The sequence below is a fragment of the Bradyrhizobium sp. AT1 genome (genome assembly GCF_001590795.1).
Lineage (GTDB): Bacteria > Pseudomonadota > Alphaproteobacteria > Rhizobiales > Xanthobacteraceae > Bradyrhizobium.
This window is the reverse complement of sequence record NZ_JXDL01000001.1, coordinates 7,368,319-7,387,899: the sequence shown is the minus strand read 5'-3', so window position 1 is coordinate 7,387,899 and position 19,581 is coordinate 7,368,319. Positions and strand designations below refer to the sequence as shown.

Sequence of the window (19,581 nt, the reverse complement as noted above, 5' to 3'; positions counted from 1 at the left end):
GAATGTCGGCGATCCGCCCTTCGATCTCGGCGGTCGCGCCTCGCGCGGCGAGCGCTTCCGTGATGGCGTAGAGCGCCGGCTCCGAGTTTTCCACGATCAGGAGCCGCGCGGCGCCGAAGGCAACGACGCGCTCGCAGATCTCGGAACCGATCGAGCCGCCGCCGCCGGTGACGATCACCGCCTTGCCTTTGATCAGAGCTTCCAGGCGGGCATAATCGATCGTCTCGCTCGGCCGCAGCAGCAAATCCTCGACCGCGACGGCGGTGAGCCGCGGCGTGTCGCCGCTCTCGAGCGAGGGCATCCGGTTGACGATCACACCCAGCTTGCGCGCCCGCATCAGGATCGATTCCGGGTGCGCTTCCGGCTCGAATGCCGACGGCGTCATGACGAGGCGTGCGATCGGCTTGTTGCGCTTGGCGAAGTCGGCGATGACGTCCTCGACGTCGTCGATGACGCCCAACACGGGCACGTTCCGGATGAACTGGCCGCGATCCGCGCTCGATGGCGACAACACCCCGACCGGCCAGATGCGCTTGATCGCTCCGCTCTCGATGCCGCGAAGCAGCACCTCGGCATCCGCGGCCCGCCCGATCAGCAGCGTCGGCGCTGCATCCTCGCCTCTGGCGTGACGTCGCACCCGCGTATAGCGGAAGTAGCGATAGGCCATGCGCAGCGCGCTGAGAAAGGAGATCTCGAGGAACCAATAAAGGACGATCGTCACCTTCCCGAGGAAGAAGGCGCCGCGGACGTTGGGGGCGACGAAGATGTAGTCGAGCACGAGCAGGGCAACCGTCAGCACGGTCGCGACGCGGATGATGTTCAGCGCGTCAGGCAGCGAGATAAAGCGCCATTTCGTCGTGGTCAGGTTGAAGATGAAGAACACGACCACGCTGAAGGCGAGGAAGTAGGGCAGGATCTGGAACAGCAGCGGCAAGCGGTCGAAGAAGCCGTCGCCACCCTCGAATCGCAGATAGAAGGCGGCAAAAAGCGCCGCCGCGGTCGCCAGCAGGTCGTGGAGCGCGATCAGGAAATTGCGCAAGGTAAGATGCGAAAGACGCGTCATCCGCCGACCGATGAAAACCCAGTTAGATGCAACCTGACCGCGCTGATAGCCCATCTGGACCAGACTTGCCAGCCGCGCGGCCGCTCAGGAACCGGCTTCCCCCATCTTCGCCTCGCCCTGTTGTGCCCGGAGCACCATGCCGCCGGCAACGCCGACGCCGATGACGTACATCCAGCCCTCGTGGAAGTCGAACAGATGGGAGTTGAACAGCGAAGTGAAGACGTTCTGCACCACCACCAGAAGCCCGATCCACTTGACCAGCCCGTCGCCGCGAAACAACAGCAGATGCAGGATCCAGATCGCGTAGAGAACGCCGATGCCGATCGCGCCCCATTGCACGGCAACGTTGAGGGTCTGGTTATGCGGGTTGCCTATCACTTCGGCGGATGCCTGGTATTGACCGCTGGGCGTCGCGACGCGCTCGAACAATCCGCGCGTCGAGCCGGTGCCGTGGCCCATGATCGGCGCCTGCGCGAAGAAGCCGAGCGACTTCCGCCAGAATTCGAGCCGCAGGCCGAGCGAGCTCGGCTCGCCCCGTTCCGCATAACGCGTGTAGTCGCTGCCAAATCTCTCGGCGGTAGAGCGCAATTGCGGCGAGGTCTGCCAGGCGAGAACGGCGCCGGCGAGCAAAGCGGCAAAGATCAGCGCGATGCTGCGCCATTTGAGATGAAGCAGCGCGAACACGCCGAACATGATCGGAATGGTGACGAGCGCGGTGCGCGACACCACCACGAAGACCATGTTGACGAAGAAGCTCAGCGCCAGCGCCGTCAGCAGTCCGGCGAACCAGTATCGCTTCTCGCGCAGCAGCGTCACGATCGGATAGGCGAGCGCGACGGCGCAAAGCGCGAATTCCTGGCTCTGGTCGATGTAGTTCTTGACGAAGATGCCGCGTTCGGGCGGATCGACCTTGAGCGCAAGATTCGGATAGAAGGCGACCAGCCAGGACATCACCGACAGCAGGGCGCAGGACACCAGGAAGGCGATGAATATCCAATGGCCGCGCTGCGATCGCTCGAAATGATAGAGCAGGACCGGCAGCACGAGCAGCTTCGCGGTCGGATTGACTGCATAGAAGCGCGCGCCCCAGGTCGCGTCCGACCAGAGTGTCCCCAGCAGCGCAAGCAGGACCAGCGCGATCGGCGCCATGCAAATCGGACGCTTCAGCGATTGCAGGAATGCACGGACATCGAGGAACGGCACCATGCAAAGCAGCATCAGCGCGTTGAAGATCCCCGTTAGCGAGGTCGACCAGGGCAGCGAGGCCGCGGTCAGGACCGCGAATATGTCGACGGTCTCGCTCCAGGCCGCGGGGCTGCGCAGACGGCGAAGCAACATCTGGCCGGTCGTTTCGCGTGCGAGCGCGGTCACTTGTCGCCTCCCCGGGCGCGATGCACCAGCGCCGTCGTGCTGAAGCCCTGGAGGATGTCGACCAGCACGACCACCCGCCCGCTTCCTCGACGACCTCGTGGCCGACCACCTGCTCGCGAGTGTAGTCGCCGCCCTTCACCAGCACGCCGGGCTTGATCCGCCTGATCAGGTCGATCGGCGTGTCCTCCTCGAAGATGACGACGAGATCGACCGCCTCGAGCGCAGCGAGCACCTCCGCGCGCGCACGTTCGTCCTGGACGGGGCGATCGGCGCCCTTCAGCCGCCGCACCGAGGCGTCGCTGTTGAGGCCGACGATCAAGCGATCGCAGGCCGCGCGCGCCGCGGTCAGTACCTTGACGTGGCCGGGATGCAGAATATCGAAACAGCCGTTGGTGAAGCCGACGCGCTGGCCCTGCCGGTTCCATTCGGCGAGCCGTGCCTCGAGCATCTCAGGCTCGAGCACGATCTTCTCCTCGGCCGCGAGCGTCGCATGCGGCAGGATCTTGCGGCGCAGCTCGGCCGCACTCACGCTGGCGGTGCCTTGCTTGCCGACGGCGACGGCGGCCGCCGCGCTGGCCATGCGCAGCGCCGTATCCCAGTCCGTGCCGGTCGCCAGCGACACTGCGAGCGCGGCGGCGACGGTGTCACCGGCGCCGGAGACGTCGCGCACTTTCACCGGAAAAGCCGGAACATGAACGGCCTCGCCGCCCCGCGGCACCAGCGTCATGCCGTGCTCGCCCTGGGTGACCAGGATCGCCTCGCAATCGGCGAGCCGCATCACGTCCTCGCTGGCATCGACGATGCTCTGCAGCGTGTCGGCGCGGCTGCGCGTCGCCTCGGAAAATTCCTTGCGGTTGGGCGTGAGCAGCGTGGCGCCGCGATAGATCGCCCAGTTGAGGCTCTTGGGATCGACGATCACGGGCTTGCCGAGCTTTCGCGCCGCGTCGATGGTGTGGCGGATCACGCGTGCCGTCAGCACGCCTTTGGCGTAGTCGGACAGCAGCACGAGGTCGGCGCGCGCGATTTGCGGCAGGATCGCCTCGATCAGCTTCGTCTCGATCTCATCGGAGGCAGGCAGCGCCTGCTCCCAATCCGCACGCAGCATGTGCGTGGAAAAATGCTCGGAGACAAAGCGAACTTTTCGCGTGGTCGGCCGCGAGGAATCGCGCACCAGCACGCTTTCGATCGCAGTGAGCTCACCCAACGCCGCCTTGAGCCGCACGCCGGCATCGTCCTCGCCGACGAGGCCCACGAAGATGCAGCGTGCGCCGAGGGACGCGACGTTGCGCGCGACATTGCCGGCGCCGCCGATGTGGATCTCGCTGCGCTGGGCCGCGATGACGGGCGTCGGCGCTTCCGGCGAGATCCGCGACACCTCGCCATAGACGAACTCGTCCAGCATGATGTCGCCGATGCACAGCACGGTGCGGCCTGAGATGGCCTTCGCGAGGGCGTCGAAATCGAGAATGGGCGTCGGCATGGTCAAATGGCCTCAGCGGAAGCGGTCGGGCCTGTCGAGGTAATCCCCGACATAGGCCTTCACCGCGTCCTCGAGCGTCGTGAAGCCGCCGTTATAGCCGGCGCGGTGCAGCCGATCGACCTCGCTCTGAGTAAAATATTGATAGGCCCCGCGGATCTGCTCCGGCATGTCGATGTATTCGATGTTGGGCTTGGCGCCGAGCGCCGCATAGGCGGCCAGCATCAGATCCCGGAAGCTGCGCGCCTTGCCGGTTCCGACGTTGAAGAGGCCGGACACCGACGGCGTCGCGAGCAGCCACAGCACGACGCGCACGACGTCGTCGACATAGATGAAATCGCGGCGCTGATCCCCGTCGGCGATGCCCTCGCGATGCGACTTGAACAATTGCACGACACGGCCGGCCTTGACGTCGTCGAAGCGGCGCGCCAGCACGCTCATCATCGTGCCCTTGTGGTATTCGTTGGGGCCGAACACGTTGAAGAATTTCAGGCCTACCCATTGCGGCGGCAGCTTCTCGCCGCGCGCGAGGCGCTCGGCGATCGCGAGATCGAACATGTGCTTGCTCCAGCCGTAGAGATTCATCGGTCGGAGCTTTTTCAGGGCCGGCAGCGAAGCATCGTCGTCGAAACCCGTCTCGCCGTCGCCATAGGTCGCGGCCGAGGAGGCGTAAATGAACGGCACCGCGCCCGCCGTGCACCAGTCGAGGAGACGCATCGACAGGCGGAAATTGGTCTCGAACACGAGGTCGCCGTCGGTCGCGGTGGTCGCGGAAATCGCCCCGAGATGGATCACGGCCTCCAGCTTGCGGCCCTTCAGCCAGTCGGCCAGCTCGGCCGGCGGGACGATATCCACAAGCTGGCGCTTGGCGAGATTCCGCCACTTGCCCTCGTTGCCGAGAAAATCGCAAACCACGACGTCGCTGCGGCCCGAATCATTGAGCGCGGCCACGACATTCGACCCGATAAAACCGGCCCCGCCGGTCACCAGCAACATTCCGAAATCCCTGCCCGATTTTTGCGGCCCGGTCCTGCCCTAGCGCATGAGCCGGCAAAGTGTAAGCGGTTTTGGGATTGAGCGGTTTGCCCGCTTTACCTGCAGGCTCGGAGCGGCTACCGAACCGCCGAAATCATTGCGGCCCCATTTAACGAATGAATCAAAATTCACAACTTAGTGGAGATGCGGACCGGAGCGACACCCGCCCGATTCTGATCATTCCCTATATGTGGATCGGCGATTTCGTCCGGAATCACACCGTCGTACGGGTCCTGAAGCAGCGCTGGCCGAACCGGCCGGTCGATCTCCTCACCACGTCGCTGTGCGCCCCCTTGGTCGATTACATGCCCGGCGTGCGGCAGGGCATTGTCTGGGACCTGCCGCGCGGCCGCCTCGCCGTGCGCCGTCAGCTCGCCCTGGGGAAGCTGCTGCGCGAGCGGAACTATGGCACCGCCCTGGTGCTGCCGCGCACCTGGAAGGCGGCCATCGCGCCCGCCCTGGCCGGTATCCCTGAGCGGGTCGGCTTTGTCGGCGAGTTCCGGTTTGGTCTCCTCAACCGCTGGCGCTGGGGCGAGAAGAAGCTGCCCCGTTTCATCGACAAGAACGCCGCCCTAGCCCAGCCCGAGGGTGCCCCCCTGCCCCCGGAATGGCCGGTGCCGCAGCTCCGCGTTCCCGCCGAGGACATCGTCCGCTGGCGGCAGGCCAACGGTCTCGGCGCCGCAGCCGCGGTGGCGCTCGCCCCGGGCTCGGTGGGCGTCTCAAAGCGCTGGACGTCCTATCCGGAAGCCGCCCGGCTCCTGGTCGAGCGCGGGCTGGAGGTCTGGGTGGTCGGCGGCCCCGGGGAAAAGGGCCTCGCCCAGGAGATCGTCGCGGCCGGCGGCCCTGATGTGCGCGACCTCACCGGCAACGACTTGCGCAACGGCGTGCTGGCCATGGCCGCCGCCGGTGTCGCCATCTCCAACGACTCAGGCCTGATGCACATTGCGGCCGCGCTCGGCACGCCCACCATGGGCATCTTCGGCCCGACCAGCCCCTATCTCTGGGCCCCCCTCAACGGCCTCGCCGCGACCGTGGTGCAGGACAAGGAAGCGCTGTCCTGCCAGCCCTGTCAGAGCACGATCTGCAAGATGAACGACCACAGATGCATGCGGAATATCGCAGCGAGCGAGGTGGTGGCGATTGCGCAGCGGGTGCTGGCTGGGGCGGGGGCGAAGGCGGAGAACTGAGCGTCGCTGGCGAACGCGATCCGCATCGCCGCTGCGCCAGCACGATCAGGCATGTGCACGTGCCAGCTCATATGGAGCTGTCAAAGCGCCAATGGGAATGCTCCATTCCTTGCTGATGGTCCGGATCATATCCAGCGTCAGTGGACGGACGCGATTCAAGACTTCGGACGCCCGATTGCGTCCGATCAGAGCCGCCAATTCTGTCTGCGAGCGCCCCATGGACTCAATTGCGAAATGGAGAACGTCGATGGGATCGCCCTGAGTGGTCGCGAAGTGATTATCCTCGTACGCCTTGATGAGTGAGGACAAAACTTCGAAGCGATCACCGTCAGGCGTGCCGGGAGCGGGCTCGGCCTCGAAATAGCGGGATACTTCACCGATAGCCCAATCGTAATCCTTTTCGTTGCGAAGCGGCCTTACGTCCATCATCACACGGTCTCCGCGTCTATTCCGTCGTACTCTGCGTGCGTGCCGACAAACTTGATGAGAGCTGTTTTGAACTTGTAGGAGAAGTGAACCACAAGGCGATACTTGTTGCCGCCAATGTCGAAGACGGCTCTGTTGTCGCCAACAAAGTCGATGTTGCTTCCAAACGCTCTCTTCAGGTCTGCGGGGCCGCTCCAGTCACCCTTGGACACGATTTCGTACCAGGTGCCCAAGGGAGTTTCCGCTTGGGGGTATCGCTCCCAAAAGACCTTGAGCGCCCTTCGAGCTATTACGTTCATAGCCATAGCATGTTCCCAATTCGGGATCAATGCAAAATTCCCAAAACGGGAACAAAACTCTGGCACCAACGGCATAAATCCGCAGCTCAGTGCTGTCGCCAACCCATTGATTTCCTTACGGCCGCCTACTGTGCATGGGGTTGTTTTCGCAACTTTTGTTTGTGGACGACAGCAGCTCGTCAAAGCAGCGGGCGATAGACCTCCCCGATCCGCGCCGCTTCCGCATCGAGGCTGAACTTCGCGAGCACCCGCGCCCGCCCCCGTTCGCCCATCACTGTGGCCGCAGCGACGTCGCGCATCAGCGGCTCCAGTGCCGCAGCTAGCGCATCGGCATCGCCGGTCGGGATCAGCACGCCGCTTAACCCATCCTCGACCACGAGCTCGGCCGCGCCGGCGCGCGCGGCGACCAGCGCGCTGCCCGCCGCCATTGCTTCGATCAGCGTCAGGCCAAAACCTTCGTTGCGCGAGGTGAAGGCGTAGATCGTCAGCCGCTGATACCAGCGCTGCACGTCTTCGATCGGCAACTCGCCGGTGATGACGATGCGCGATTGCAGGCCGGCGGCCTCGATCCGCTTCTTCAGATCATTCGCAAAGGGCGTCTGCTCGGCCGTGACCTGACCGACGATCACGGCGGTGAAATCCGGATGGTGCGGCAACAGGCGGCACATCGCATCGACGAACAGATCGGTGCCCTTCTGCGTCCGCACGCGGCCGAAGCAGCCGATGGCGTAGCGGCCCGGCAGCGCGGCTTCCGCGAAGGCGGCGGCGCGATCTGCCGGCGGCGCGTAAACGTCGGTGTCGACGCCGTGCGGGATCACCGTCGCTTTCACCTTCAGGAAGGCAGCCGAGAGATCCGACGTCGCAATGATCGCGTCCATGCGCCGGATCAGCCAGCGCGTGATCCAGCTGTGGTGCCGCTGTGCCGCCGAGGTGAACACGAGTTTCAGCGGCCAGCCGAGCGCGCGCAGCACCACGCCTGCGATCATCTCGTTGTTGCGCCGCGCGTGCCAGATCAAGGGCGCCTTGCGGCGCCATAGCTTTAGGAAATCGGTCACGGTCAGGCGCGCGATGCCCGCGGGCGCATCGGATCCGAACCAGGCGGCGCGGTACAGCTTCGCCAGACGCGGCGCCACCATCCGGTTGGTCGCAGTGACCCCGGAATAGCGCCTGTGCAGATTTGGCACGATCACTTCGAGATCGCCGGGGGAATTCGCCACGTCACGCTCCGTTTCACAGGCCCCCTATACGCAACATTAAGCATAGTGACCAGTTCAGGGCTGCCGATACCCCCTCTTCACCACGCAAGCGCTAGCTTTGCGCGTTGATCGAAGACGGGTGAGATCATGACTGTGCTAGTCACCGGCGGCGCCGGCTATATCGGAAGTCACACGGTCCTCGCGCTGGCGGAAGCCGGCGAGGATGTCGTCGTGATCGACGATCTCTCGACCGGTTTCTCCGCTTATCTGCCTGAGGGCGTGCCGCTGTTCATTGGCGATGCCGGCGACGAGAACCTGCTCGAAGGCGTGATCGCCCAGCACGACATCGAGAGCATCATCCATTTCGCGGGCTCGGTGGTCGTGCCGGACTCGATGCGTGATCCGCTCGGCTATTACCGCAACAACTTCATGACCGCGCGCAACCTGCTCAACGTCGCAGTGAAGCGCGGCATCAATCGCTTCATCTTCTCCTCGACCGCCGCCGTCTACGGCAATCCGGATCAGGTGCCGGTCCCCGAACACGCGCCGACGCGGCCGCTGTCGCCTTACGGCTCGTCGAAGCTGATGACCGAGATCATGCTGCACGACGTCGCCGCCGCCTACGGCATGCAGTACGTGACCTTGCGCTATTTCAACGTCGCCGGCGCCGACCCGCAGGCCCGCATCGGTCTTGCCACCGCCGGCGCCACGCATCTGCTCAAGATCGCGGTGGAAGCCGCAACCGGCCAGCGCGCCAAGATCGACGTGTTCGGCACCGATTATCCGACCCCCGACGGCAGCTGCATCCGCGACTTCATCCACGTCACCGACCTGTCGCAGGCGCATCGCTCGGCTCTCGCCTATTTGCGCAATGGCGGCGCCTCGACGACGCTCAATTGCGGCTACGGCCGCGGCTATTCGGTGCTGGAGACGATCGACGCCGTGAGGCGGGTCTCGGGGCGCAGCTTCGCCGTACAATACGCCCCGCGCCGGCCGGGCGACATCATGACCATGGTCGCCGACACCAGCCGCATCCGCAGCCTGCTCGACTGGAGGCCGCAATACGAGGACCTCGAGACCATCGCCGCCCATGCGCTGGCGTGGGAGGACAAGCTGTTCCACGAGCGCCATGGCGAGCTCCGCCACGCCGCCTCGGCCTAGATTCCCGTCCGACGCAAGCCCTTAATTGGGCTTGAAAAGCCCGGCTTGAGCGGGCACAGAGGCCCATCGATCCCTGACGCGCGGGCAGGCTTTGTCCTGCGCCGTCAATGGACACCGGATGGCGCAGTTTCCAAAGAAAATCACCGACGATCCCTATGCGGCAGCGACCCTGATTCGTCGCCTCGTCACCGAACAGGGCATCGTCTACTGGCGGCGCTACCTCGTCGCCTTCGCGCTGATGGCGGTCGCCGCGGGCGCGACCGCCATCGCAACCTATGTGCTGGGCCAGGTCATCAACCAGGCCTATGTCGATAAAAACATCCCGGGCATCGCGATGTTCTCGGGGATCACGGTGCTGCTGCTCTTCATCAAGGGCGTGGCGACTTACGGCCACATGGTGATCCTCACCAAGATCTCGAACGCCATCCTCGCCACCAACCAGCGCCAGCTGTTCGCAAAGCTGATGCGCGAGAGCGTCGGCTTCTTCTCCGAGCGGCATTCCTCCGAATTCCTGGCACGGCTGACGGCCGGCGCCAAATCGATCACCGACGTGCTCAACATGCTGGTCAACGCCATCGGGCGCGACCTGTTGATGCTGCTCGCCATGATCGGGGTGATGGTGTGGCAGGACCCCGTGATGTCGTTCATCGGCCTCGTCGTGGTGCCGCCTGCGATGCTGGTGCTGCGCAAGCTGGTCAAGCGCATCAAGGGCCTCGCCTTCAACCAGTTCACCGGCACCGCCGACATCATGGAGACCATGCAGGAATCGCTGCAGGGCATTCGCACGGTGAAGGCTTTCACGCTCGAAGACACCATGCAGAAGCGCATCGACGAGAACATCGCGATCGTCGAGCGCAATGCCAACAAGATGGCGCGCGTCGCCAACCGCTCCAACCCGCTGATGGAGATGCTCGGCGGCTTCGCGGTCGCGGGCTGCCTGATGTACGGCGGCTACAGCGTGGTCGCGCTCAACGCCACGCCCGGCGCGTTCTTCTCCTTCATGACCGCGTTCCTGATGGCGACCGAGCCGGCCAAGCGGCTGGCGCGGCTCAACATCGATTTGAACAGCCAGCTCGTCGGCGCCCGCATGCTGCTGGAGGTCGTCGACAGCCCGGCCAGCGAGCGCTCCGACGACGACAAGCCGGCGCTGAAGCTCACCGATGCGCGGATCGAGCTGCGTGACGTCAGCTTCTCCTACCGCAGCGGCGAGACCGTGCTCAACCGCATGAGCTTCGTTGCCGAGCCCGGCAAGGTCACCGCGCTGGTCGGGCCCTCCGGCGGCGGCAAATCGACCGTGCTCGCGCTGCTGCTGCGCTTCCATGAGGTGACGCAAGGGGACATCGTGATCGACGGCCAGTCGATCGGCGCGGTCTCGCGCAAATCGCTGCGGTCGCAGACCGCTTATGTCGGCCAGGACGTCTATCTGTTCCGCGACACCATCCGCAACAACATCGCCTTCGGCAAGCCGGGCGCAAGCGAGGACGAGATCATCGAGGCGGCGAAGGCGGCCTGCGCGCACGACTTCATCATGAGCTTCCCGCTCGGCTACGACACGCCGGTCGGCGAGCACGGCACGCAGCTGTCCGGCGGCCAGCGCCAGCGCATCGCGGTGGCGCGCGCACTGATCAAGAACGCGCCGATCATCCTGCTGGACGAAGCCACCGCCGCGCTGGATTCGGAGTCCGAGCGGCAGGTGCAGGAGGCGATCGAGCATCTCTGCCGGGACCGCACCACCATCGTGATCGCGCATCGCCTGCACACCATCATGCATGCCGATGCCATCCTGGTGGTCGAGGGCGGCGAGATCGTCGAGCAGGGCCGGCATGACGAGCTGCTCCGCCGCGGCGGCCGCTACGCCTCGTTCTTCCGCCTGCAGCATCACGATTCCGGCGCTCTGGCGCCGATCAGCGCAACCGCATAGAGTTCGTTCCACCTCAAGAGCAGCGAGACCCGCATGAACGCCGCCTCCTACGTCATCCCGCTTCCGCCCCAGGCTTCGCTTCCCGTCGTGGGCGAGAGCGGCCGCTATCCGGTCCGCCGCATCTGGTGCGTCGGCCGCAATTATCTCGAGCACATCCGCGAGATGGGCAATGACGAGCGCGCCCCGCCGTTCTTCTTCGCCAAGCATGCCGACATGCTGGTGCCCGACGGTGCCACCATTCCCTATCCGCCGCTGACCAAGGATCTGCATCACGAGGTCGAGCTGATCGTCGCGATGAAGAGCGGCGGCCTCAACATCCCCGCCGACAAGGCGCTCGACCACGTCTATGGCTACGCCGTCGGCATCGACCTCACCCGCCGCGACCTCCAGATCGCCTCGCGCAAGAAGGAGCGTCCGTGGGAGATCGGCAAGTCGTTCGACGGCTCCGCCCCCTGCTCCGCGATTCAGCCGGCCTCGAAGATCGGCCATCCCGCCAAGGGCAAGATCTGGCTCACGGTCAACGGCAAGGAAGCTCAGAAGGGCGATCTCACCGAGCTGATCTGGAACGTGCCCGAGATCATCTGGCAGCTGTCGCAGCAGGTGAAGCTCGCGGCCGGCGACATCATCATGACCGGCACCCCGGCCGGCGTGTCCCAGCTCCAGCCCGGTGACAAGCTCGAATGCGGCGTCGACGGCGTCGGCACGCTGAAGGTGAGCATCGGTCAGCCAGAGTAAGGCTTACGGCGACCTGAAATCAGAGGGCCCCGGACACGTCCGGGGCCTTTTTGTTTTTCACCAATTGCTTTTCACCAGGCCTTCACCGGCCGGTTGGCGTGGCTGGCCTGCGGCACCCCGCGGTTCAGCGACATGTGCGAATGCACGCACAGCCAGCCGTCGCCGTTCCTCGCAAACACCATGGTCGCGCGTCCCGGACGCGGAAACGTCCTGCCGTCGGGATGATAGCCCGTGCTGGTCCACGGCGCGATCACCGTGGCCATCGTGCCGTCGGGCGATGCCAGGATCGAGGCCTGATCGAGCACGAAACGGAAGTCGGCCGTCTTCGGCCAGACATTGTCCCATTGCGTCGTGACCCATTGATCGAGGCCGGGGATGACATCGTTATGGGTGCCGAAGGCCAGCACGTCAGGATGGAAGAGCGGCCTTGCCGAGGCATAGTCGACCTCGCGGACATAGCCCGAAAAAGTATCCAGCCAGGCCAGGAAGAACTTGGCGATCTCGGCATTCGCGGCTGGCAAGGAGGCCATCACCTGCTCCACATTGGGCAATTCATCACGGCGATCTTTGTTGCCATGAGCCGGACCATCCAGCAAGATTTGCACTCCGGGATCACTCGATCGCGATAGGGATAACTCGCAGCCGGGTCCGATGCTTCGGCATCGGCCGGCTCGATTTGACGGAGCCAGATTCATGAACCGCCTCCTACTGCTTGCGGCCTCCCTTCTCCTCACCTTCAGCGCAGCCAGCGCACAATCCAGCCAACCCTATGCTGGGCTTGAAGGGCGCCCCATTAAGACGCTGTCGCAGCAGCAGATCGACGATCTTCGCGCCGGGCGCGGGATGGGTTTGGCTCTCGCTGCGGAGCTCAATGGATATCCGGGTCCCAGCCACGTGCTCGAGCTTGGTGATCGCCTCGACTTGACCGCCGATCAGCGCGTCGAGGTCCGGCGGCTGTTCGATGCCATGAAACAGGAGACCGTTCCGCTGGGTCACAAGCTCGTCGAACAAGAGAGAGCGCTGGAAGACCTTTTCTCCTCCCGCGCGATCACATCGGAAGCGCTCAAGACGAGTATTGCGGCCATTTCCGAAACGCAGGGGCAGCTCCGCGAGAGCCACCTCAAATATCATCTATCGACCGCGGCCTTGCTCGATCAGAGCCAGATGCAGCGATATGCGGAGCTGCGAGGTTATCAGCGCCCCACTGGCTCCGGAGGACACGGGCATCATCACTAGAAATGCTAACGGCCCGCTTCGCTGCCGTTTTGCTCTCTACGCAACAGTAGGTCAAGCTGGGGAACGGCGTTTCTTGCCCTGATGGTTTGTCCCGCTTCCTTCGAGCGAGCTGCGGATCTGGCTCTAAGCTCTGGGATGCGCTTGCCCGCTCACCATCAGCGCCAGAATTGGCCTGCGATGGCTTTCGCAAGCGGCCACGCGCTACATCCTAGCGGCGGTCCACGACACAGCTGGCGTTCAACTCGTAGCGTAGGTGCAGGATGAAGGCAAAGAAGCGTGGGCAACTTAGCGAAGCTTGATGCACTACTAAGGCGGCCTCACTGCGGATCGCCCGGCAGCCTCTCCAACCGCTGCGGAAATCCGGCGGGCCAAACCACCTCTTTAAATACGATGACCTTATCTTGGATATCGTATTTGCAGCCGACATAGCCCTTCCAGGAACCCAGAAATCCACTCGATGCAGAAGGAGCGCCAATCACAGCGACCTTTCCCTTGTGGACCGCCCTTGCGAGGGGGCTCGAAAAGGTCCACTCGGAAAACGAGCCGACGATCTTGAGCTTCATCTTGCTCTCCGTAACCTTGGCCATGATCTTGTCCGCGCAGTCCTTGGCCACTTGAGCTGGAACAGGATTTTTCGGTGTACCGCTCGTCTGGGACGAAGCATTGCCGGTTTGAGAGATTGCGAGGTTCGCCGGAACTAGCGTTATCACCACCGATAGAGCCAAACACAAAAGCTTCATATGCAATAGTCTCTCCCAGGCAACTTCGATGATGCTCTCGAAGACAACCTTAGATCGTTCTTCGTCGGCGTCAATTCATTCAAAACTAAGAAAGCCCCGGTGAACCCCGGGGCTTTTCGATCTAAGCGCGAAGTGTGTCGATCAGCGTACCGCCGACCACACGATCAGCCCGAGGATCAGCGCTGTCAGCGAGTACTTCAGCGTGTAGTAGACGTTGCGATTCCACTCCTTGACCTTGCGGCTGGCGAGATGGATCTCGTAGAGCTTGCCGAACACCTTGTTGAGGACGCCGACATTCTCGCCCTCGACGTTCTGGGTCGCCGACGCCTTGACGATGTGATGGCTGACCCAGCGGTTGATCGCGGTCATGAAGCCGTACTTCATCGGACGCTCGACGTCGCAGAACAGGATGATGCGGTTGACGTCGGTCGCATTCTCGGCGCTGTGGATGAAGGTCTCGTCGAACATGAAGGCCTCGCCGTCGCGCCAGACGCATTCGACGCCGTCGACCAGGATGCGGCATTTGTTCGAGTTCGGCGTGACCAGGCCGAGATGGTAACGCAGAGAGCCCGCGAAGGGGTCGCGGTGCGCGCCGAGCTTGCCGCCCGGCGGCAGCATCGCGAACATCGCGCCGTGCACGCTCGGGATCGACTTGAGCAGCTCGACCGTCTTCGGGCACAGCGTGTTCGCCGACGGCAGGAAGTCGTCGTACCATTTCAGGTAAAAGCGCTTCCACCCGCTCTTGAAGAACGAGTAAAAGCCCCAGTCGTTGTTCTTGGCGGCCGCGCGGATAAATCCCTCGTCGAACAGGCGCACGGCCTCGTCGCGGATGGTCTCCCAGTTCTCGCTGAGCGGCTTCAGCTCCGGAAACTGCTCGACCGGGATCACCGGCTTGTTCGGCACCGCCGAGCCCGCATACATCAGCACATTGTAAGGCGCGAGATAGGTCGAGTGATCGCCGAGCTGGCGCGCGAAGCGCAACCGCTGCTTGCCGCGGAAGTGGACGTAAATCGTCGAGGCCGCCAGCACATAAAGAATGACAAGTTGCGGCGCAAAAAGCTGTTTCAACATTTCCCCGTTCCCCAGTGAACCCAGCCGGGGACGTGATCTACTCCCGCCGAACGGGTGCGACAAGACACTCAGCGGCAGGTTGCCGTTCACACTGGGGAGAGCAAACGAGGGAACCGGGGGGCGGCCGATCGGCCAAATTACGCCCGCGACAGCGCCTGAAGGCCCTTGAAGGTCAGGCGCTTGGGATCCGTGACGCCGGCGAGATAAAGACGGCGGATGAAGGCGATGACGGCATCGCGGTCGCAATCGGTCAGCGCGACGACGGCGTCGACGGCGATTCTCTGGGCTTCCATTGGGCTTACCTCGGCCTTGCGAGTCACCCCGGCCGAGACAGGCTAGGACTCATCCGTAAATCCGGCGTTAACCGTCCGACAGCTTGGCCGATTCAGCCCGGCGGCCGTATACGCAAAACGACGCATTGCCATCTTGCCCGGTAACGACGGCTCGATCAGGAGTATCGCATCACGCCATCGTCGATCCGGCCGAAGCGCAGGGTGACGATGTCGAGCGCGTAGTTCTGGTACAGCCGCCACGGCTGCTTCGAGCCCTGCTTCGGCATCTTGGCCACCGAGCGCTGCACATAGCCCGAGGTGAAATCGAGCGAGGGCTGCGCGGTGATCTCGGGGTCGTCATTGTGCGGCATGCACTGGCGGAAATTGTGCCGGTCCATGTAGTTGATGAGACGGCAAACATATTCGCAGGTGAGATCGCATTTCAGCGTCCAGGACGCGTTGGTGTAGCCGAAGGCCGAGGCCATGTTGGGCACGTCGGCATACATCATGCCCTTGTAGGTCAGCGTATTGGCGAAATCGACGGCGCGCCCGTCGACACTGACCTCCAGGCCGCCGACGACCTGGAGCACCAGCCCGGTCGCGGTCACGATGATGTCGGCCGCAAGCTCGCTTCCGTCCTTCAGGCGAATACCGTCGCGCGTAAACGTGTCGATCTCGCTGGTGACGACGGAGGCGCGCTGCTCGCGGATCGCCTTGAAGAGATCGCCGTCGGGCACCAGACACAGCCGCTGGTCCCAGGGATTGTAGCGCGGCGTGAAATGGGTCGCGACGTCGTAGTCGGGGCCGAGCGCCATGCGGACGCCGCCAAGGATCAGGTTCTTCACCTTGTCCGGCCGGCGCCGGCTGAGCTGGAAGAAGAACATCCCCCACATCACGTTACGCCAGCGGATCAGATGATAGGCGAGCCGGGCCGGCAGATTGCGGCGCAGCTTGTTGGCGACGGGATCCTGCGCCGGACGCGACACCACATAGGTCGGCGAGCGCTGCAGCATGGTGACCTGCGCCGCCTTCTTGGCGAGCTCCGGCACCAGCGTCACCGCCGTTGCGCCCGAGCCGATCACGACCACGCGCTTGCCCGCATAGTCGATGTCCTCGGTCCATTTCTGGGGGTGCACGATGCGGCCGGCGAAATCCCCGGCGCCCCTGAACTCCGGCGTGTAGCCCGCCTCGTATTTGTAATAGCCCGAGCACATGAACAAGAAATTGCAGGTGAAGCGCACGAGCTCGCTCGCGCCCTCGCCCGTGATGCGCTCGGATTCCACCGTCCAGCGCGCGTCCGGCGTCGACCACGAGGCGCGCTTGACGCGGTGGCGGAAGCGGATGTGCTTGTCGATGCCGTTCTCGGTCGCGGTCTCGCGCACATAGTTCAGGATCTGCGGCCCGTCGGCGATCGCCTTCGGATCGGTCCACGGCTTGAAGGAATAGCCGAGCGTGAACATGTCGCTGTCGGAGCGGATGCCGGGGTAGCGGAACAGATCCCAGGTGCCGCCGATACAGTCGCGGCCCTCCAGGATGACGTAGCTCTTGCCCGGGCACTTGGCCTGCAAATGATAGCCCGCACCGATACCTGATAGCCCGGCACCGACGATGAGGACGTCGAAATGTTCTTGTTGCATGGTTTCCTCCGCCGCGGCGGATTGTCCGGCCCAGGATACAACCAGTCAATCCATAAAGGCGCTGGCCGCCCCGTTGAGTGCGCTGCGGCAGACATCTTGCAAGGGCAGGAATGCAAGGACCGGCGCGCCGGTTAGCCGCAGCAACGGCGCGCGTAGTTGCACCCAACTTTTACATCTACTATAACGCGATCAATTTCAGGCTACTCTTTCAATTCATTTGCATTGAGGTTGTCATGGCAGATCGTAGCGCTGACGCCGCCGCCGGCGACGTCAAGGCTGAATTAATCACGCCGCCCTCCAATCACGCCGTCAACGTCATGGGAGCGCTCTACCTGATCATAACGGTGCTGTTCTTCTATTTGCTGATCGCGACTTGGCCCATCCTCGAATCCGGCGGTCCACAAGGCAGCGGTCACGCATTCAAGGACTTTCACATCTTCTTTTCGCGCCATTCCTGGGAGCCCGACAAGCAGATGCTCTTTACCGTGATGGTCGCCGGGGCACTCGGCAGCCTCACACACACCATGACGTCGTTCGGAGATTACGTCGGCAATCGCCAGCTGAGCACGAATTGGCTGTGGTTCATGATCTTGCGCGTGCCGATCGGAATGACGCTTGCTGTGCTCTTCTACTTCATCGTTCGGGGCGGCCTTCTCCTTCCAACTCTTTCGAACGGGTCTGCGGCACAGTCGGTGCCCGCCAATTCCACCCTGCAGTTGAATCCCTACGGGATGGCCGCTTTCGCAGCCCTGGCGGGGATGTTCTCCAAGCAGGCAACCGACAAGCTGGGCGCCGTCTTCGACGCGGTTTTTGCGATGAGGAAGCCGATAGACCGCGACAACCCTCTCAACGCGAGAGAGGTCGAGCTCAAGGTTGCCCCGGCCAAGCTGACGCAAGGAAAGTTGGAGGAGCTGACTGTCACCGGAAGCGGCTTCCTGACCGAGACGAAGGCAACCGTCAACGGCAAGGACCGGGCTTTCAAGAGGTTGAGCGCAACCGAGGGAAAGATCACCCTGCTCGAAGAAGATGTACACAATACTGGCGAGCTCACCATCGCCGTCGCCAATCCGAACAAGGACGTATTCAGGACGACGATCAAGGTCGTCGCCGCGTAGTCTCGGCGCGCGAGGCGGCCGCCGCACTCTCAGGCACCAGAAACAAAGAAGCCCCGGATTGCTCCGGGGCTTCTTGCGTTTCTGGCGGACGCGCCGGATCAGTAGCGGTAGTGGTCGCTCTTGTACGGGCCTTCCTGCTTCACGCCGATGTAGTCGGCCTGGTCCTTGCGCAGCTCGGTGAGCTTGACGCCGATCTTGGCGAGGTGCAGGCGCGCGACCTTCTCGTCGAGCGACTTCGGCAGCACGTAGACTTCCTTCTTGTACTTGCCGTCCTTGTTGTTGGCGAACAGCTCGATCTGGGCCAGCGTCTGGTTGGTGAAGGACGCCGACATCACGAAGGACGGATGGCCCATCGCGTTGCCGAGGTTCACCAGGCGGCCCTCCGACAGCAGGATGATGCGATGCTTGTCGGGGAACTCGATCTCGTCGACCTGCGGCTTGACGTTGGTCCACTTCAGGTTACGCAGACCGGCAATCTGGATCTCGTTATCGAAGTGACCGATGTTGCAGACGATGGCGCGATCCTTCATCGCGCGCATGTGCTCGATGGTGATGATGTCCTTGTTGCCGGTGGCGGTGACGAAGATGTCGGCGCGGGGCGCCGCGTCTTCCATGGTCACGACTTCGTAGCCTTCCATCGCGGCCTGCAGCGCGCAGATCGGATCGACTTCTGACACCATGACGCGGCAGCCGGCCTGGCGCAGCGAGGCGGCCGAGCCCTTGCCGACGTCGCCGAAGCCGGCGACCATCGCGACCTTGCCCGACATCATCACGTCGGTGCCGCGGCGGATGCCGTCGACCAGCGATTCACGGCAGCCATAGAGGTTGTCGAACTTCGACTTGGTGACGCTGTCGTTGACGTTGATGGCGGGCCACAGCAGGGTGCCGGCCTTCTGCATGTCGTAGAGACGATGCACGCCCGTGGTGGTCTCTTCGGAGACGCCCTTGATGCTCTCGGCAATCGCGGCGAAGTAGCCCTTCGGCTTCTCCTTGAGCTGCTTCTTCAGCAGCGCGAAGAAGACTTCCTCTTCTTCCGAACCGGGCTTGTCGAGGAAGGCGGTATCGCCCTTCTCGGCGCGCAGGCCGAGATGGACGTACATGGTGGCGTCACCGCCGTCGTCGAGGATCATGTTCGGGTGACCGCCGCCGTGCCAGTCGAACAGTTTTGCGGTGTAGTCCCAGTACTCGGTCAGCGTCTCGCCCTTGACGGCGAAGACGGGAATGCCGGCGGCCGCGATCGCGGCGGCGGCGTGGTCCTGAGTCGAATAGATGTTGCAGGAGACCCAGCGGATGTCGGCGCCGAGGGCGGCCAGCGTCTCGATCAGCACGCCGGTCTGGATCGTCATGTGCAGCGAGCCGGCGATGCGGGCGCCCTTCAGCGGCTGCTTCGGGCCGTACTCTTCGCGGGTGGCCATCAGGCCGGGCATCTCGGTCTCGGCCAGCGAGAGTTCCTTGCGGCCGAAATCGGCGAGCGAGATGTCCTTGACGATGTAATCGGTGAAGCCGGGCTTCGCGTTCATTGGAGGTTCCTGTTTGTTTGGGCTCGTCATTCCGGACGCTCGAGACGCGAGCGATGCAGGAATGCAGCAGTTCGAGATTCCGGGTTCGCCGCTGTTGCGGCGCCCCGGAATGACGCAAG

The 19,581-nt window shown here is 63.6% G+C and carries 18 protein-coding genes and 1 pseudogene; 6 read left to right on the top strand and 13 right to left on the bottom strand.

Features of this window, described 5'->3' with window-relative positions; all coding sequences use genetic code 11:
• From SE92_RS34030 to rfaD, 4 genes and pseudogenes are all read right to left on the bottom strand, one after another.
• Positions 1 to 1,063: nucleoside-diphosphate sugar epimerase/dehydratase (locus SE92_RS34030; RefSeq protein WP_198172879.1), on the bottom strand; the 1,063-nt coding region annotated here is incomplete at its 3' end.
• Positions 1,064 to 1,147: 84 nt separating this feature from the next.
• Positions 1,148 to 2,434, bottom strand: coding sequence for an O-antigen ligase family protein (locus SE92_RS34025; RefSeq protein WP_063203140.1), 1,287 nt, complete (start codon positions 2,432 to 2,434; stop codon positions 1,148 to 1,150).
• Positions 2,431 to 3,914, bottom strand: a pseudogene (rfaE1, locus tag SE92_RS35435) (D-glycero-beta-D-manno-heptose-7-phosphate kinase). Before rfaE1 ends, SE92_RS34025 begins: the two are co-directional and overlap by 4 nt.
• Before the next feature lie 12 nt (positions 3,915 to 3,926).
• Positions 3,927 to 4,907 carry an ADP-glyceromanno-heptose 6-epimerase gene (gene rfaD, locus SE92_RS34015; RefSeq protein ID WP_063203136.1) on the bottom strand — a complete coding sequence of 327 codons (981 nt, stop codon included), beginning with the start codon at positions 4,905 to 4,907 and terminating at the stop codon, positions 3,927 to 3,929.
• A gap of 155 nt (positions 4,908 to 5,062) precedes the next feature.
• Between rfaD and waaF the strand changes: the two genes are divergently transcribed.
• Positions 5,063 to 6,133, top strand: a complete 1,071-nt coding sequence (waaF, locus tag SE92_RS34010; RefSeq protein ID WP_063203134.1) for a lipopolysaccharide heptosyltransferase II — start codon at positions 5,063 to 5,065, stop codon at positions 6,131 to 6,133.
• Positions 6,134 to 6,178: 45 nt separating this feature from the next.
• On the opposite strand, the gene SE92_RS34005 is transcribed toward waaF, so the two are convergent.
• The 3 genes from SE92_RS34005 to SE92_RS33995 form a co-directional block, all read right to left on the bottom strand.
• Entirely contained in the window at positions 6,179 to 6,562 is a 384-nt protein-coding gene (locus SE92_RS34005; protein ID WP_198172877.1) for a helix-turn-helix domain-containing protein, read from the bottom strand.
• Positions 6,562 to 6,858: a type II toxin-antitoxin system HigB family toxin gene (locus SE92_RS34000; RefSeq protein WP_063203910.1), complete on the bottom strand. Its 297-nt coding sequence runs from the start codon at positions 6,856 to 6,858 to the stop codon at positions 6,562 to 6,564. Before SE92_RS34000 ends, SE92_RS34005 begins: the two co-directional genes overlap by 1 nt.
• Before the next feature lie 179 nt (positions 6,859 to 7,037).
• Positions 7,038 to 8,075, bottom strand: coding sequence for a glycosyltransferase family 4 protein (locus tag SE92_RS33995; RefSeq protein ID WP_063203130.1), 1,038 nt, complete (start codon positions 8,073 to 8,075; stop codon positions 7,038 to 7,040).
• Positions 8,076 to 8,201: 126 nt separating this feature from the next.
• On the opposite strand from SE92_RS33995, the gene galE reads away from it, so the two are divergent.
• The 3 genes from galE to SE92_RS33980 all read left to right on the top strand — a co-directional run bounded on the left by galE (position 8,202) and on the right by SE92_RS33980 (position 11,871).
• On the top strand, positions 8,202 to 9,215 hold the full coding sequence (galE, locus tag SE92_RS33990; protein ID WP_063203128.1) for a UDP-glucose 4-epimerase GalE: 1,014 nt from the start codon (positions 8,202 to 8,204) through the stop codon (positions 9,213 to 9,215).
• 118 nt (positions 9,216 to 9,333) lie between these two features.
• A complete protein-coding gene (locus SE92_RS33985) occupies positions 9,334 to 11,136 on the top strand; it encodes an ABC transporter ATP-binding protein (protein WP_063203127.1) in 1,803 nt (600 codons plus the stop codon).
• Positions 11,137 to 11,169: 33 nt separating this feature from the next.
• The gene (locus SE92_RS33980; protein ID WP_028137558.1) at positions 11,170 to 11,871 is read left to right on the top strand and encodes a fumarylacetoacetate hydrolase family protein; all 702 of its coding nucleotides are present in this window, start codon (positions 11,170 to 11,172) and stop codon (positions 11,869 to 11,871) included.
• A 71-nt stretch (positions 11,872 to 11,942) separates the two neighbouring features.
• On the opposite strand, the gene SE92_RS33975 is transcribed toward SE92_RS33980, so the two are convergent.
• Positions 11,943 to 12,401: a YybH family protein gene (locus SE92_RS33975; protein WP_063203909.1), complete on the bottom strand. Its 459-nt coding sequence runs from the start codon at positions 12,399 to 12,401 to the stop codon at positions 11,943 to 11,945.
• A 163-nt stretch (positions 12,402 to 12,564) separates the two neighbouring features.
• On the opposite strand from SE92_RS33975, the gene SE92_RS33970 reads away from it, so the two are divergent.
• A complete protein-coding gene (locus tag SE92_RS33970; RefSeq protein WP_063203125.1) occupies positions 12,565 to 13,107 on the top strand; it encodes a Spy/CpxP family protein refolding chaperone in 543 nt (180 codons plus the stop codon).
• A gap of 317 nt (positions 13,108 to 13,424) precedes the next feature.
• On the opposite strand, the gene SE92_RS33965 is transcribed toward SE92_RS33970, so the two are convergent.
• The 4 genes from SE92_RS33965 to SE92_RS33955 all read right to left on the bottom strand — a co-directional run bounded on the left by SE92_RS33965 (position 13,425) and on the right by SE92_RS33955 (position 16,827).
• Entirely contained in the window at positions 13,425 to 13,853 is a 429-nt protein-coding gene (locus SE92_RS33965) for a hypothetical protein (protein WP_157095803.1), read from the bottom strand.
• A 135-nt stretch (positions 13,854 to 13,988) separates the two neighbouring features.
• Positions 13,989 to 14,918 carry an aspartyl/asparaginyl beta-hydroxylase domain-containing protein gene (locus SE92_RS33960; protein ID WP_063203121.1) on the bottom strand — a complete coding sequence of 310 codons (930 nt, stop codon included), beginning with the start codon at positions 14,916 to 14,918 and terminating at the stop codon, positions 13,989 to 13,991.
• Positions 14,919 to 15,055: 137 nt separating this feature from the next.
• Positions 15,056 to 15,211: a hypothetical protein gene (locus SE92_RS36985; protein WP_007612486.1), complete on the bottom strand. Its 156-nt coding sequence runs from the start codon at positions 15,209 to 15,211 to the stop codon at positions 15,056 to 15,058.
• A 155-nt stretch (positions 15,212 to 15,366) separates the two neighbouring features.
• Entirely contained in the window at positions 15,367 to 16,827 is a 1,461-nt protein-coding gene (locus SE92_RS33955; RefSeq protein ID WP_063203119.1) for a flavin-containing monooxygenase, read from the bottom strand.
• 233 nt (positions 16,828 to 17,060) lie between these two features.
• On the opposite strand from SE92_RS33955, the gene SE92_RS33950 reads away from it, so the two are divergent.
• A complete protein-coding gene (locus SE92_RS33950) occupies positions 17,061 to 17,942 on the top strand; it encodes a choice-of-anchor Z repeating domain-containing protein (RefSeq protein WP_063203117.1) in 882 nt (293 codons plus the stop codon).
• 98 nt (positions 17,943 to 18,040) lie between these two features.
• On the opposite strand, the gene ahcY is transcribed toward SE92_RS33950, so the two are convergent.
• Positions 18,041 to 19,462 (bottom strand): adenosylhomocysteinase, encoded by a 1,422-nt coding sequence (gene ahcY, locus SE92_RS33945; protein ID WP_063203115.1) that lies wholly within the window; start codon positions 19,460 to 19,462, stop codon positions 18,041 to 18,043.
• Positions 19,463 to 19,581 lie beyond the last annotated feature (119 nt).